Source organism: Flavobacterium sp. HJSW_4 (assembly GCF_042436695.1).
Taxonomy (GTDB): domain Bacteria; phylum Bacteroidota; class Bacteroidia; order Flavobacteriales; family Flavobacteriaceae; genus Flavobacterium.
This window is the reverse complement of sequence record NZ_JBHNPP010000011.1, coordinates 142,135-157,965: the sequence shown is the minus strand read 5'-3', so window position 1 is coordinate 157,965 and position 15,831 is coordinate 142,135. Positions and strand designations below refer to the sequence as shown.

General features: G+C 32.0%; 16 protein-coding genes. 14 read left to right on the top strand and 2 right to left on the bottom strand.

Annotated elements, in window-relative coordinates:
• Positions 1–29 precede the first annotated feature (29 nt).
• From ACE01P_RS12705 to ACE01P_RS12695, 3 genes are all read left to right on the top strand, one after another.
• Positions 30–656 (top strand): alpha-ketoglutarate-dependent dioxygenase AlkB family protein, encoded by a 627-nt coding sequence (locus ACE01P_RS12705; RefSeq protein ID WP_379698268.1) that lies wholly within the window; start codon positions 30–32, stop codon positions 654–656.
• Between the two features lie 161 nt (positions 657–817).
• A complete protein-coding gene (locus tag ACE01P_RS12700) occupies positions 818–1,279 on the top strand; it encodes a DUF1810 domain-containing protein (protein ID WP_379698266.1) in 462 nt (153 codons plus the stop codon).
• Between the two features lie 148 nt (positions 1,280–1,427).
• Positions 1,428–1,832 carry an MFS transporter gene (locus tag ACE01P_RS12695; protein WP_379698263.1) on the top strand — a complete coding sequence of 135 codons (405 nt, stop codon included), beginning with the start codon at positions 1,428–1,430 and terminating at the stop codon, positions 1,830–1,832.
• An 80-nt stretch (positions 1,833–1,912) separates the two neighbouring features.
• Here ACE01P_RS12695 and ACE01P_RS12690 read toward each other — a convergent pair whose 3' ends face one another.
• On the bottom strand, positions 1,913–3,322 hold the full coding sequence (locus ACE01P_RS12690; RefSeq protein ID WP_379698260.1) for an APC family permease: 1,410 nt from the start codon (positions 3,320–3,322) through the stop codon (positions 1,913–1,915).
• 203 nt (positions 3,323–3,525) lie between these two features.
• On the opposite strand from ACE01P_RS12690, the gene ACE01P_RS12685 reads away from it, so the two are divergent.
• From ACE01P_RS12685 to ACE01P_RS12645, 9 genes are all read left to right on the top strand, one after another.
• Positions 3,526–3,975 (top strand): hypothetical protein, encoded by a 450-nt coding sequence (locus ACE01P_RS12685; RefSeq protein ID WP_379698257.1) that lies wholly within the window; start codon positions 3,526–3,528, stop codon positions 3,973–3,975.
• Between the two features lie 20 nt (positions 3,976–3,995).
• The gene (locus tag ACE01P_RS12680) at positions 3,996–5,696 is read left to right on the top strand and encodes a hypothetical protein (RefSeq protein WP_379698255.1); all 1,701 of its coding nucleotides are present in this window, start codon (positions 3,996–3,998) and stop codon (positions 5,694–5,696) included.
• A gap of 18 nt (positions 5,697–5,714) precedes the next feature.
• Positions 5,715–5,906, top strand: coding sequence for a hypothetical protein (locus ACE01P_RS12675; protein ID WP_379698252.1), 192 nt, complete (start codon positions 5,715–5,717; stop codon positions 5,904–5,906).
• Positions 5,906–6,433, top strand: a complete 528-nt coding sequence (locus ACE01P_RS12670; RefSeq protein WP_379698249.1) for a hypothetical protein — start codon at positions 5,906–5,908, stop codon at positions 6,431–6,433. The genes ACE01P_RS12675 and ACE01P_RS12670 overlap by 1 nt, the downstream gene beginning before the upstream one ends.
• Positions 6,434–7,987 (top strand): AAA family ATPase, encoded by a 1,554-nt coding sequence (locus ACE01P_RS12665; protein WP_379698246.1) that lies wholly within the window; start codon positions 6,434–6,436, stop codon positions 7,985–7,987.
• 182 nt (positions 7,988–8,169) lie between these two features.
• Positions 8,170–8,514, top strand: a complete 345-nt coding sequence (locus tag ACE01P_RS12660) for a hypothetical protein (RefSeq protein WP_379698244.1) — start codon at positions 8,170–8,172, stop codon at positions 8,512–8,514.
• A 33-nt stretch (positions 8,515–8,547) separates the two neighbouring features.
• Entirely contained in the window at positions 8,548–9,306 is a 759-nt protein-coding gene (locus ACE01P_RS12655) for a methyltransferase domain-containing protein (RefSeq protein WP_379698241.1), read from the top strand.
• Positions 9,307–9,723: 417 nt separating this feature from the next.
• Positions 9,724–11,148 carry a sensor histidine kinase gene (locus ACE01P_RS12650; protein ID WP_379698238.1) on the top strand — a complete coding sequence of 475 codons (1,425 nt, stop codon included), beginning with the start codon at positions 9,724–9,726 and terminating at the stop codon, positions 11,146–11,148.
• Positions 11,138–11,527: a response regulator gene (locus ACE01P_RS12645; protein WP_379698235.1), complete on the top strand. Its 390-nt coding sequence runs from the start codon at positions 11,138–11,140 to the stop codon at positions 11,525–11,527. The genes ACE01P_RS12650 and ACE01P_RS12645 overlap by 11 nt, the downstream gene beginning before the upstream one ends.
• Here ACE01P_RS12645 and ACE01P_RS12640 read toward each other — a convergent pair.
• Positions 11,524–12,684: an NlpC/P60 family protein gene (locus ACE01P_RS12640; RefSeq protein ID WP_379698232.1), complete on the bottom strand. Its 1,161-nt coding sequence runs from the start codon at positions 12,682–12,684 to the stop codon at positions 11,524–11,526. The two genes, ACE01P_RS12645 and ACE01P_RS12640, sit on opposite strands and share 4 nt — an antisense overlap.
• Before the next feature lie 239 nt (positions 12,685–12,923).
• Between ACE01P_RS12640 and ACE01P_RS12635 the strand changes: the two genes are divergently transcribed.
• Together ACE01P_RS12635 and ACE01P_RS12630 are read left to right on the top strand one after the other, a co-directional pair.
• Positions 12,924–14,312, top strand: coding sequence for a kelch repeat-containing protein (locus tag ACE01P_RS12635; RefSeq protein WP_379698229.1), 1,389 nt, complete (start codon positions 12,924–12,926; stop codon positions 14,310–14,312).
• A gap of 111 nt (positions 14,313–14,423) precedes the next feature.
• Positions 14,424–15,800: a carboxypeptidase-like regulatory domain-containing protein gene (locus tag ACE01P_RS12630; RefSeq protein ID WP_379698226.1), complete on the top strand. Its 1,377-nt coding sequence runs from the start codon at positions 14,424–14,426 to the stop codon at positions 15,798–15,800.
• The last annotated feature ends 31 nt before the right edge of the window (positions 15,801–15,831 follow it).

Genomic DNA, 15,831 nt, shown 5'->3' with positions numbered 1-15,831 from the left:
AATAGAGCTGTAAAACTAAAATCTGAATTATGACACTATTTAGCGATACCGAATTATTTACTACAGGTTTGGGAGGGAAAAAAATATTTGACATTCCAGATTCTGAATTGATTTTGATTGACAACTTTTTCACCAAGGAAGAATCTGATAGTTTTTATGAAAGAATACTTCGCAAGACCAAATGGAGAGAACATGAAATGGAGATTTATGATAAAACTTATACGGTTCCTAGAATGATTGCTTGGTACGAAGACAAAGATAACGAAGGCGCAGATCCAAAAGGCCCAGATTGGACCTACGAATTACTAAAAATAAGAGGCCGCGTTGAAAGAGAAACACAGGTTGATTTTAATGCCGTTCTGCTCAATTTATATCGCGACGGAAATGATGGCGTGGGCTGGCATAGCGACAGAGAAGATAATACAGGACCAAATCCTATTATTGCTTCGGTTACTTTTGGAGAAACGAGAATGTTTAAACTTCGACATAAATTCAGGAAAGAAATTCCGCCAATTGAGATTCCTTTACATCATGGATCCTTCTTATTGATGGCTGGAACGACGAATAGTTTTTGGCAACATCAAGTTCCGAAAACAGCTCGAGATGTTTTGCCAAGGATCAATCTTACCTTTAGAAGAACCAATCGAAATCTTTGATTTTTATAGCATTGAATCTTTAAAAAGAAGCAATTTTTACTCAAATCAACGTAAGATATTCCTTCTTTAAAAAGTTAAAACATGCACTATATGAACCTTTTACTAGGCAAAACCTATCTTTTTTACTATTTTTGCAACCTTTTTTAAAATACAATACCGTAATGGCTTATTCGAACAATGATTTAGCGCGTTTTTTAGACGCACAGAACAAACTTTATCTTACCGCTCTTTCTGAAATCAGTAAAGGGAAAAAAGAAACGCATTGGATGTGGTTCATTTTTCCGCAAATAAAAGGCTTAGGAAAAAGCGATACTGCAAATCTTTATGCCATTAATGATTTAAAAGAAGCTACAGATTATTTGGAACACCCAATTTTAGGAAAACATTTAATTGAGATTTCAGAGTTGCTTTTAACTTTTAAAATGAAATCAGCTGATGGAATTTTTGGAGATTTAGATGCTCGAAAATTGCGTTCATGTATGACTTTGTTTTCTTTGGTTGAAAATTCAAATCCTGTGTTTCAAGAAATTTTAGACGCTTTCTTCTCTGGAGAAACTGATCCTCTTACTTTATCTATTATTAATTCAACTATAAAATCTGTTGACGAACCAGTTGTAATATAACTAGAGTTTTCAACGATTATTTACATTTAAAAGACACTAATTATAGTGTCTTTTTTTGTTTGCAAACTATTCCGTTTAGAAAATAAAACATTCATTTAAAGATAATTAGCCTTAACTTGCATTTTCAACCTCAAATCTAAACCGCATCATGACCGAAAAAATCAAAGCTTTGCAAATTATCCATCTTGCTATTTGTGCAGGAACAGTTATCGCTTATTTTATTATGGGCGATATTTCATTAGAAACATTACAGATTCCTATTATTGATTCTGTTTCAGCACTATATCTTGCAATTCCGATTCTAGCTTTAGTTTTAAGCAGCATATTGTTTAAAACACAATTAAGACAGATTGATCCGAAACTGAAACTCGAAGACAAACTGCCTGTTTATCAAGCTGCCTCTATTATGCGATGGGCTGTTTTAGAAGGCGCTGCATTTTTAATATTATTCATAAAACCTGAATTCATAATATTCGGAATCCTTCTCATCATTTATCTTATTTTTCTAAGACCTACAGAAGATAGAATTACTAATGATTTATCTGGATATTAATAAACATCAAAATAAAAAAGCATCTTGATTTTCAAGATGCTTTTTTATTTAAGTAATTTTTTCTGCTTATAACAAAAATATTATTCGCTTGGTTTTGTTAAATAGTAAACTGGAATTCCGGTTAACATAATTAATACTCCCCACCCGCAAGTTGAAAATTTTGTAATTAGTAACGAAATGCAAATTGCTGTTGCTACGATAATATATAACATTGGTAAAAACGGATATCCAAATGCTTTATAAGGTCTTTCTGCATCTGGCATCTTTTTTCTTAGAAGAAAAATTCCGTAGATAGTCAGGATGTAAAAAATCAATACGATGATAATTACGAAATCTAATAAATCGCCATATTTTCCTGTCAAACATAAAGCCGAAGCCCAAATGCACTGCGCCCAAAGCGCCCAAGCAGGAACACTTGAACTATTTAAAACAGCTGCTTTTTTGAAAAACAAACCATCTTTTGCCATCGTATAATATACTCTTGCTCCAGCCATAATCAATCCGTTGTTACAGGCAAAAGTCGAAATCATGATCATAATTGCGATAATTAAGGCTCCTATATTTCCAAAAATATAATCTGAAGCTACAACCGCAACACGATCAAACTTTGCTGTTGCAATCTCATCAAACGGAACTACAGCCAAATACATAAGATTTGTTACAACATAAAGACACGTTACAATAAAAGTTCCTAGAAACAGACTAAGTCCAACATTTCGTTTCGGATTTTTGATTTCCCCCGCGATAAAAGTCACACCATTCCAAGCGTCACTAGAAAATAATGATCCAACCATTGCAGCTGAAATTCCAGAAATCAAAGCCGTTCCGCTAATTGGCAACCAAGAACCGCTTTCTTTATCAAATGTTTTTGTGCTCCACCCGTCTGCCCAGTTGGCATCCCAAACAGAAGCTTTCGCGGCAAGCGTTAATCCAAAAATGACTAATCCAAGAAGCGATAGAATTTTAATTATTGTTAAAACAGTTTGCAGAATTTTTCCGTTTTTTACTCCGCGACTATTGATAAAAGTCAGTATAATAATGGTCAAAATCGAAACTAATTGAGCAGCATTCAGTTTAAAAGCGCCTAATTCGTAGAGAATATTTTCGTCGCTTAACGGTTCATACAAATAAGCTGCAAATTTAGAAAAAGCAACTCCCACCGCTGCGATAGTTCCAGTCTGAATAACTGCAAAGAAACTCCAGCCGTACAAAAAGGCAATTAGCTTATTATATGCTTCTTTCAAGTAAACATATTGCCCTCCAGCTTTAGGAAACATCGCACTCAACTCGCCGTAACTAACTGCTGCGACAACAGTAATAAATCCAGACAAAAGCCAGATCAATGTAAGCCATCCTGCCGAACCTACTTGTCTGGCAATATCGGCACTTACAATAAATATCCCGGATCCGATCATAGAGCCAACCACAAGCATGGTTCCATCTAAGAGCCCGAGTTCTCTTTTAAAATTTTCTTGGTCGTTTTCTTGCATTTTTATTGGTTTAAGTAGGCTAAAGATATACTTTTTTTGGAAATCTTAATCTGCAAATTATAGATTCCATAAATTCTTAAAAAAAGCATATTCTGCAATTATGCAAATCCTAGAATTTAATAAGCCCAATTACGGTTTTCCATAAAACACAACTTTTTAGAGTATCTAAATTTGATGAAAATAAAATTTCAATTCGAAATAAGATGGCTAGAATAATTTTACAAAATGACAATGTAGATCTTAACATGAATAAACAATACCAAAATCAAGGTTTTGTTAGTGATAGGGATTTATTAAAAAAGCGTTCGGAAAAGTATTTAAATCTAATTGCTGGACTTGATGCTAAAACATTAACAAATACAAAAGGAATGGTTGAACTTATCAAGGCGGTTCAAGAAGAATTTGGTACAGCTGACATTGCCAGTCTCCCGTTAGGCATCGTTTCAAAATGTTTTTTAGGGCATCCTTATGAAGTACATACGCTTGATTTAAGCGGCAGTCAGATTATCAAACACTATAAAATTACAGAAGCAATGGAACCTCAATTTGAGAAAGCAAGATCATTAGCCAACCATAATGCTTATGCAATAGTAGAAATCTATAACGACAAAATCATTCTAATACGAGAAGACGGAACTGCATCAAAATTATAATAACAATTAAACTAAATACTATGTCACAACAAGTAATCTCCTATGCAGACCTTTCCATAATAAATAGTGCTTTAAGGTCTATTAGCTCAGATATGAAAGGTGTTCATTCTGAATTAGGAACATTGAATTTTAAACAAGATCAATTAGAAAGTGAATTGGTAAAACTTGCAGATTCTTTCGCAGATTTTGTAGAAGCAGATTTAAAACACAAAGCTTTACAACTTGCAGAAACTAGGCAAGGAAATCTAAAACAGGATTTACAAATAAAATTTGGTTATTATGCTGAAGTTAGAAGAATGGCCACAGGAATTCTTCAGGGAGTAGATACTGGGGTAATAAGTGAAGAAACTCTAAGATTTACTACTGAAGAAGTAATGATAAAGGCACCAGGATATTGGTTAGCACCCGCATTGGTATCTTTAACTGCATGGATACGAAATGATAAAATTGTTACAGAAAAAGCTTTGAATGAAGCCCTAAAAAGAGATGATTACAAAACAACCTTGTTTTTTATGATGGTTATGCGTCGATTAATGCGTAATGATTCAAGCTTAAAATGGCTTGAACGTTATTTTATGCATCAGAATCCTCATGATCTTGACCGCGAGTTTATTATTGTACTTGAAGCCGTTACAACAGGTGTTTTTCCTCCTGCGGCTCGCCAATTAATGATGACAAATGTTAAAAATTGGCTAGATCAACTTACTCAAGGAGATACATTTATAAATGAACAAAAATCACAATGGATTAATTTTTTCGAAGCAATAGGGCCTTTGTCCGAAAGGAAATATCCATTATTAGAAAAATTTGCTGCTAATTGGAGTTCATTGGAAAACTCTTTAAAAGAAGCAAAAACAAATAATATCATAAATGCTCATTTTAACAGTATTATCTCTTCTTCTTCAGATTTTTCAAAAAGTGCAAAAGTACAGTTAGATGAAATTTTATCTTTATTGGTTACAAATTTTGATGATGAAGAACTTCCTTTACAAGAACAGGTAAGATTCAATCAGCTTATCATTCAAATGGATGGAGACAAAAATGCTGCCCAAGCTGTTATGGATGCCGAAAAACATATTTTTAATGAGCAGGTTGATTTTTTACAATTACTAACCAATGCTTCTTTTAATCCTGAATTGTCAGGTGCCACAAAAGTAACGCAAGCACTTGCTGTTTCAATAAGCCAGCCTTGGATATTAGAAGCATACGACACTTTTACAGCTCAATATCGAAATAAAATCCCACAATCTGTTGAATTATCTATTGACGATTTTAAAATATCTACCAAAGATGGAAGTGAAGAAAACGAATTGCTAAAAGAACAAGAAACTTTTTATGATAAAGTTTTAGAAACAGAATTAGGTAAACTTTCTTTTCCATACGCTTTCGTAGTTATTGGAGCTTTAATATGCCTTCTAGGCATTTGGCTTTTTACTATTCAAGCATTCCTTGGAATTTTAGGATTAGGAGCTGGCGCTGTTATTATTTGGAATTCTATTAATACACAAAAAAAAGCTAAAAATAAAATTATTGAAAACGTTACTGAACGAAAACAAAAAGGAAAAGAAGTATTAAGAGGATGCATTGCGGAAACTGTAGATTACAGGATAGAACATCTTTTTGAAGATAATAAAGCTGAACAAGTAAGACATCTTATTTCATCTATTACTCCCGAAGATTTTTCGAGCGTATCAAAAGAAGCTGCTAGAAGTATTCTTTAATAATAAAATCAACTGATTATGACAAAAATAATTTTAGGCAATCATTCTGAAGAATCTGAAGATATTGCAAATGAAATAAAAAAAGAAACAAAAGTAAAACCTAACCTTTTTCAAGGAAGAACTGAAGCTGAGTTACAAAACGGAAAATTTCCAGATTGGGATATTATTCCACCAACTCAATTTATTAATCCAAGAATTAAAAATCAATAATGAAAGGTCCTGTAACTTATTCTGAATGGATAAATCTCCTCAATAAATTTGGCGACGGAAATGATTCAGTATTAGAAGAGCTTAATCTCGGAACTTTTATTATTGACGCTGGAACTGCAAATCGTTTCTACAATAAAATTGAAGAAATCTATAAAAAAAGAAAACAAAACTGGTTGGATAAATTTCAGAGATTTTTTGATTTACAAAGTTTAAAGACAGAAGACGATTTCGAGATTGCATTAAGAAATGGCAAGCAAAATCTTGTAACTCTAAAAAACTTTATCTCATTAAAAAGTTTACCTGAAGATTTACAAAAAACACTAAACGAAGATTTGGAAAGCTTTATAACTGAAATAAGAACTTCATTAAAAACCAATAATACAAAAAGTTCTGGAAAAAGTGAAAAAATAGTAATCTTGCTAAATTCTTTTCAACTTACATCTAGTTTTGAAGAAGAAGTTAATTCGAAAGCCTTTCTAAAAGACAATACTATAATCGCTCCTACAAACAGAAAAATAATATTTTAAATGGCAAATAAAACAGAATTTAAAACTTCGCTTTTGCGAATGTTTAGAGCAAGAATACCTTTTATTTCAATTCGTAGTATAGAAAGAGCTAGAGTTTTGGAAGTTATACAACAGTTGGCAGAAGAGATCAATATTCCTATTTATTTTCATAATTTATCACATGGAACTATCGATATAAAATCAAAAAAGAGTGTCAATGATGATCGCTCAGTAGCAGGAGGGCTTGATTATGCAGTCCAAAATATATCACAAAGACAAAATTTAACTTTTGTTTTCACAGAAGTAAGTGATATTGAAGACGATAATTTAGTTTCAAGACATTTATATGATTGTGTCATTCAAGCTATCGAACGCGGAGGAAGTATATGTTTAATTACTACAAAAACTATTTGGCCTCAATTACAGCGTTTAGGAATGACTATTACATTAGACGCTCCTAATGAAGATGAAATGCTTGAGGTTGTAAAGGAATGTGTTATGCCATATAAAGGTTCTATTCCATTAGAATGGGAAGAAACAGATTACAAAATGGCTGCAACTATTTTAGCAAATATGACCAAAATAGAAGCTGAAAATGTTTTAGCAACGCAAATGGCTAAAGGTTCTTTAACTAAAGAAGATATAAAAGAACTTAGTAATGCAAAAGATAAATTATTTAGTGACATTTCAGGATTAGAAAAAGTAAAAATAGATCCTTCGACTCTTTCTGTTGCAGGATTATCCGGTTTACAACACTGGCTTGATAATCAGAAACAACTTTTGACTGCTGATCTGAAAGCCAGAAAAATGAGACCGCCTAGAGGCGTCCTTTTAGTTGGAGTTCCTGGTTGTGGAAAATCTTTATCTGCTAAATTTATTGCTGCAAATTGGAATTTACCATTATATCGTCTTGATTTGGCCGCTATTCAAGGGCAATATCTTGGACAATCTGAAAATAGACTTAAAGAAGCTCTCGCATCTGCTGACAATGCTGCCCCATGTGTTTTATGGATTGACGAAATTGAAAAAGGGCTTTCTGGTGCAACAGGATCTAATGATGGAGGGACGTCAACAAGAATGGTAGGCCAATTTTTATTTTGGCTTCAAGAGAGTATGGCAAAAGTCTTTGTTGTTTCTACAGCCAATGATGTTAGTAAATTACCTCCTGAACTTTTACGAAGAGGCCGATTCGATGAATTATTCTTTGTTGACCTTCCAGGAGAAACCGAAAGAAAAGATATTATCAATCTTTATATAAAACGCAATTTACTGAATGAGCCTTCTTCAGAAACTTTAGATAAACTTATCGAGATTTCAGATGGTTTCGCGGGTTCTGACATTGAGGGGGCGGTGAGAGATATTGCCGTACAGGCAGTAATTCACGGAGACAGCATTGTAGATAATAATCTTTTCGAAAAATGTTTTAAAAATATTGTGCCTCTCAGCAAAACTGCACCAGAAAAAATTGAGTCAATTAGAATTTGGGGACGCGAAAGAGCAGTTCCTGCATCAGGAATTTCTTGGGATAGATCTTTAAACGATACACCTAATGGTAAGCGTTCAATAATCATATAAATTTTAGTATATATATGCAACTGCAAGCTCCTCTACTTGCAGTTTTTTCATAAAGCCCCATTTTACGTATTCCCGTAAACTAAAACATTTTCAATTACTTATATTTGATCAATCATTTTTTCAAGGTCACTGAAATTTAAATTTATAGCTTTAAATAATCTTCCATTATAATTCTAAAACACATGAAAAAATTCGCTTTTTTACTTTTATTCTTTTTAGCTACTTTAAGCACATTTGCTCAAGACATTACTGGCGATTGGAAAGGTCTTTTAAAAGTTCCTGGTGCCGAGCTTAATCTTGTTTTACACATTACAAAAACTGAAAACGGTTTGAGCGCAACACTAGATAGCGTTGACCAAAAAGCATTTGGAATTCCAGTAACCACAACGGTATTCGAAAATTCGACGCTTAAATTTACTGTTGCCAATTTGCAAATAGAATACGAAGGTGTTCTTGGAAAAGACCAAACTATCGCAGGAACTTTCAAACAAATGGGACAACCTTTACCCTTAGTTTTGAAGCGTTAGAAATTTTCCTTAATTTTAAATAAAAACAATATTATGACTTGGGATCCTAAAAAATACAATGAGTTTAAAGAAGAACGTTCTAAACCTTTTGATGATCTTACAAGTCATATTATTGATAAACCAAATCTGAAAGTTATAGATCTCGGATGCGGAACTGGTGAACTTACCAAAAAGTTGCACCAAAAACTTATTCATCCATTTGTTCTTGGCATTGATAATTCCGCTGAAATGCTTGCAAAAGCTCCAACGTTAGAAAATCTTGAATTTAAAGAAAAGCCAATTTTAGAGCAGGTTAACGACGAAACTAAGTGGGATTTAATTTTTTCGAATGCCGCCTTACAATGGATTGACAATCATTACGAACTTTTTCCAAAAATTATCTCGCGTATAAAGGCAGGCGGGCAATTAGCAGTTCAAATGCCACAGCAAAATGAAAACATTCTTAATAAAATACTTTTTCAATTGGTTCAAGAAGAACCTTTTGCATCTTATCTTAAAAACTGGACACGTCCTTCCCCGGTATTAACATTAGACGAATACGCTAAAATCTTGTTCGAAAACGGCGGTAAAGATTTGGTTTTGTATGAGAAAGTTTATCCTCTAATTTCTACTAAAAAAGACGACTTTTTCGACTTCATATCTGGCTCTGCTTTAACTGTTTATCAAGAAAGATTGAAAGAACAAGAATTTGAAGCATTAGCAACCGAATTTAAGAAAAGAATAGATGCTTATTTTCCTCAAGTTCCATCAATCTATGCCTTTAGACGATTGATTATTTACGCTAAATTTTAATAAAAACACCTCAACAAAGCCTATTACAAAACTTAAACAAAAAGAAGCTTTATTTTTTATATTTCATACCTCTTTATTTTCTTTTTGAATTTTGAATTCTGATTGAAAATTAGCTTTTTCAATTCCAAAACTTGAAAAAAGCAACACCACAAAACAACTCAACTAATTGATTTAAAAATAGTTAAACAAAATATTTTTAAATAAAAATATTTTTGTACCAAGATGATTATTTTTGCGAAAACTATAAGATAAATTTTATTATATTTGAGAGAATCATTTCAATAGCATTTACAAACCACGAAATATATTAACAAGTGTTTAATGTTTATACGAATTAAATTTTCCCCATACTATTTATTCATATACAAAAACAACACGCAAAAGACACTTTTTCATCAACCTACTAATTTTAAGATTATGTCTAAATTGCAAGCTTTAAAAAATTTTCGTTTTCCAAATGTTTTCATCCTCATTTTAATCGTTTTTATTTCATGCGCATTACTAATCTGCATCAATTTTTTTACTATTAAAATTTTATCTGCCAATAGAGCATATGTAAACGGAGAGTCGCATTATTCAAAAGGACAAAAAGATGCATCGAGACACTTAATCACTTATTTATTTACAAAAAACCGCACACAATGGAAATTGTATCTAGAAGAATTAAAAGTTCCTCAAGGAGACGGCATTGCAAGAATCACGCTTTTAAAAGCAGGAGACAATAAAATTGCTAGAAAGGGATTTCTTGTAGGCAGAAATAAAGAAGATGATTTAGACGACATTATCTGGTTATTTGAAAACTTCAAAAATGTAAGCTTCTTATCTAAAGCGATACACGAATGGGGACAAGGTGATAAATTAATTTTCGATTTATTTGTTATTGGCCAACAGATTAATGCTAAAATAGATCGAAATATACTAACTGCTGAAGATCAAAAGAAATTTCTAAAACAAATCAGCACAATAAGCGACAGATTGACTATTAATGAGCGTAATTTTTCAAATACATTAGGAGAAGGAACTAGAAAAATAAAAGATTTGCTGATAATTACAAACATCGTTTTTATCCTGATCATAATCTGCAGCGTTTGCATGTATTATTCTATTATGGTTAAAAGGCTTTTGGTTTCAAAGAAAGAAACGGAAGTGAAAAACGAAAATCTAGTTTTAGTAAATCGTGAGTTGGATCGATTTGTTTACAGTGCTTCACACGATTTGAGATCGCCAATTACCTCATTAAAAGGACTTATTGAAATAACCGCATTAGAAGATGATGTGCAGCAAGTTCGAACTTATCTTCAAATGATGCATCAAAGCCTTGCCAGGCAAGATCAATTTATTAGCGACATTATTGATTATTCTAAAAACAAAAGAAAAGAAATAATCATGGAGCCTGTAAGTCTAAAAGAATTGTGCAATGAAGCTATTTTACAATTAATGCATATTGAAAATGCAAATAAAATTAAATTCACGCAGGAACTTTTGGTTGATCAAATTGAAAGTGATGGTCTTCGTTTAAAAATCATTATCAACAACTTGCTTTCTAATGCCATAAAATATGCCGATTGCAACAAACAAGAAATGTTTATTACGATTAAAACTTATTTTAGCGATGGCTTAAATAAAATTGAAGTTACAGATAATGGAATCGGAATTCATGAAGATCATAAACCCAATATTTTTGACATGTATTTTGGAACAAATAAAAACAAAGGCTCTGGATTAGGCTTATATATTGTAAAAGAAGCTGTTGAAAATATTAGAGGTGATATCTCTGTTGTTTCAGAAAGTAGTGTTGGAAGTAAATTTATAGTAACAATACCAAATTCGTATGCCGTATAGATCTCAATTTATAATCATAGAAGACAATTTGATAGATCAATTTGTCACTAAAAAGTTGCTTAAAAAAGGCCTTGATATTAATCCGGTTTGCATCGCTAACAATGGAAAAGAAGGAATGAATTGGCTCTTAAAAAATCAGAACCAAAATTCATTGATTATTCTTTTGGATATTCAAATGCCTATTATGAATGGGTTTGAATTTTTGGAAGAATTTGATAGACTTCCTGAAAATGTAAAAGAAAGGATTGAAATCTTTGTGCTTTCTTCAACTTTGGATACTGATGAAATCAAAAAAATTAGAGAAAACAAATACGTTTCTGATTTTTTGAATAAACCCTTTCGATTGGAAATATTGAAAAGTGCTTTTCTTGAAGTTTAATTTAAAACTCGGTTTACTTGAGAAAAAGCTCTTGTATAATAAGGCTCTTTTGTAGAAGAAATAATTACTCCGCCATGTGTCGATGAATGCACAAATTTAATTTCTCCGCCTTCAACCACTTCTACAACCATTCCAACATGATTAATATGACGTCGGCCATTAGTTCTAAAGAAAATTAAATCTCCTTTTTGAGCTTCGTCAGCACTTACTTTTGTTCCGACACGCGATTGTTCTATAGAACTTCTTGGCAATTTAATATCAAAGTTATTAAAAGTACAAATCATTAAACCTGAGCAATCAAAACCTGCTTTAGTTGTTCCACCAGATCTGTATCTTGTTCCGATATTTTCGGTAGCATTTGCAATAAGTTGATCTATTAACTCCGAATTATTTCCTATTGTTCTAACAAAAGAAGAATCCTTTTTGATTTCTGGAGCAGTTTCAGCTACTTGATTCGAAGAAGCATCTGTTTGTACGTTTGATTCTTGCAAAGCTTGTGCTGCCTGAATTGCATCTGCTTTTTCTTTTGGAACACGAATTTTCAATTGATATCCAACTGGCATTTTTCGTTTAACCAAAGGATTCTGGCGTTCTAGCTCTGCAACGGTAATGCCATATTCCTTAGAAATACCATATTTTGTTTCTTTAGTTTTAACTTCCCTGACAAGCTCTACATCGGTTGAAACTATTTCGGTAGAAGTTTCCGCTTGGTTTTCGTTTACTGCAGCCACATCATTCGAAGGAATAATGATTTGCTGTCCTATTTTTAAACCTTCTGATTCCAAAAGCGGATTTGCTTTCTTTAGATCATCAACAGAAACATTGTATTTTTTAGAAATTCCCCAAAGTGTTTCTTTTGAGGCTACTTCGTGAGTTCCAGAAGTATTAGGAGGAGTATTATTTACTGCAACTTCAACATTTTTAGCTTTTGGTTTTGCAGTACTTTTATTTTTGTTTGGAATTAAAAGTGTCGAATTTAGTTTTAGAATTTTAGGAGCATTCGGATTCGCATCTGCAATATCTTTAACTTTTACTCCATATTTCTTAGCAATAACAGAAAGATTTTCTCCTTGCGAAATTTTGTGCTTAATAAAATTATCCTGCGCAAAAGCTCCAACACTGAAAAAAAACAATACTATTATTAACCGATAAACCATACTCTATTTTTAAAAGTTCTTACACTTTTTTCTAATTACACATTAATTTCAACTCAAAAAAGACAAATATATTGCCTAAAAGGCGAATTTAACTTTTTAAAGTAAAAAAATCAGCATTTTTAACAATTAATTTACTTCAAATTAACAACATCGGCATAGAAATTGAGCCAACTTTTTGAAAAGCAGATTTTTACAGATTGATCGATTTTTAAAAGTTTTTTAATGCTAAAACCAAAGAAATGACAAAAAAAATACTCTTCGCTATCATCCTGTTTCTTCCGTTGCTTTCTATTTCCCAAAATATAAAAGGTATCGTATTGTCTTCAAACGGCGAACCCCTTAAAGACGTCAATATATTTGCAACGTTGAATAAAGTCGGAACCAAAACAAATCAAAACGGAGAGTTTGCCTTAAACTTAAAAACGAAATTACAGAATGAAGAAGTTTTAGAATTCTCTCACGTTGGATACACAACTTCAAGAGTATCTATAACGTATTTAACTAGGCAAAATTTCAAAATTCATTTAGAAGAGAGCATTGAAAATCTATCCGCAGTAGTGGTTATTTCTACATTAAAATTAAAACCAAAACTAGAATACAATGTACTAAAAAAACTAAAATATCCAGTTTTTGCATTTGGTTCCTTCATAAAAGATGACAAAATTTATGTGATGGGCGGAAATCCTTTTCCTGAAATCGATTGGCTGGAGAAACTTAGATCTGAAAGAGCCGATTTCACCTTAACAGATTATCTTGCCCAGTCTCAATATACTATGGACAAACAGCATTACAAAAGAAATCTCTCTGTTTACGACATTAAAACTAATACTTGGACAACACCAATTTCAAAATTAAAATCAAAAGGAAGAGCCTATCACAACATACATTATTACAACAACTCCATTTATGTTTTAGGCGGAAAAAAAATCTATGTTAATATTAGAACCACTTGGGAGTATCTACAAGACCAAATAGAGGTTGTAGATATTGATAGTCTTAGCAGTAAAATCGATTTTACAAATCCGCATCAAGCGGCCAATTTTGCATCGTTTACGTACAAAGACAACATTATTGCTTTAGGAGGCTCGGTATCATCAACCGAAGATGGCAAAAAGGTTTTTACAAACAAAGTGCATCTTTACGATATTACGAGCGGCTATTGGCATGAACTTCCCGATATGCCAACTGCAAAAGAAACTACAGGGATTTTAATAAACGACAAGATTTATCTGATTGGCGGCGACAATGGCAAATTATTATCCGACATTGAAACTTTTGATCTAACTACTGGAAAATGGCAAATAGAAGGTCAAGCATTTTCAGAATTAGAAAGACCCGCTGTAACATATCATGATAATATGATTTATTTTTTTGAGGATAGAAAAATGTATACCTACGACTTAAAAAGCACCGTACTTAAAGAATATGAAATAGATATTGAATTAAAGTATTCCGCTATGTATTATGACAATAATAAACTTTATCTCTTGGGCGGGCGTTTTGAAAACAGTTATTCTAAAATACCGTCATCAAGATTAGTTAGCATCGATTTAGATGAATTTAAAAAGACAAGACCAAACAAAACTAAAATCTTGTCGCAAGGATCTGCTGTTGCCAAAGCAAACTAATTTTATTTCAAATTATGTTTTTCGGTACGAAAATTGAGACAATTTTAAAAATTAGTTTTTTCGAATCAAAAACTTTTTTTCCAAAAAAAATCTAATTTTTAAAACCTAAAAATGGCAAAAAAAATACTCTTATTTTTTATCTTAATTCCTTTTTTTTCTGTTTCGCAGAACATAAGTGGCGTAGTAATTTCTAAAAAAGACAATCTTCCTATAGAAAACACCAATGTATTTGCCTTGTCAAGCAAAGCAGGAACAATAACTGATCAAAACGGGAAATTCTCTTTAAAACTACTTTCTCAATTTAAAGATGATGAAGTTTTAGAATTCTCCCATATTGGATTTACAAGTTTAAAAATAAAATTAGAAGATTTAAAAAAAGCAAAGTTTACTGTTTTTCTAGCTAATGAAGTTGAGAATTTATCGGAATTGACAATTGCCGCCAATCATCAGCTAAAATTAAAATCTAAGCTAGATTTCAATAAACTAGCACCTTTAAAATATCCGATCTTCTCTTTTGGATCATTTTTAAAAGACGATAAAATTTACGTTATAGGCGGAAATGGATCATCTGAAGCCGATGCTTGGAAAAAAGTTACCGCAGAAAAACCTGATCCTTCTATGAAAGATCTTCAAAATGAATTAAGCCGAAATCCAACTTTTCTATTTTATAAAGGAGATTTCTCGACATACGACATTAAAACTGATGCTTGGGAAGTTTCTCCTATAAAATTTACAAAGAGAGCACATCATAATATACATCTATACGATAATTCAATTTATGTTTTAGGTGGAAAAAGAATTTCTGTAAATGGAAAATTCGAATATTTACAAGATCAGATTGAAGTTTTAAATCTTACCAATCAAACTATAAAAGTCGACAATACAAATCCGCATCAAGCTGCAGATTTTGCTTCGTTTACTTATAAAGACAATATTATTGTAATGGGCGGTTCTGTAAAAATGACTGAAAGCGGCAAAAAAGCTTTTACCAACAAAGTGCATTTGTACAACATTACTACGGGTTATTGGTATGAATTGGACAATATGCCAACGGCAAAAGAAACTAACGGAATTTTAATTGATGACAAAATATATCTTATTGGAGGAAATAACGGCCAGCCACTTTCTAAAATTGAAACTTTTAATTTGATTACACAAAAATGGGAGACTGAAGGCGAATTATTTTCGGGATTAGAAAGACCTGCGATAACGTATCATAATAATGTTATTTATTTTTTCGAAAACGCAACGCTTTATACCTATGATTTAAAAACAAAGCAATTGAAACAATACCAAATTGATCTCAGTTTAAAGTTTTCTTCTATGCATTTTTACAATGACAAACTTTATATAATTGGTGGCTATAGCTTTAACGATTATTCCAAAACTCCTTCAGCAAACACATACAGCGTTTCAATTGATGAATTTCAAACAACAAAACCCAGTCATTTTAAAACATTAGAATCAAATCCAGCAAAAATTAATTAGCATAAAAAAACCGCTCTGCATTTTCACAGAG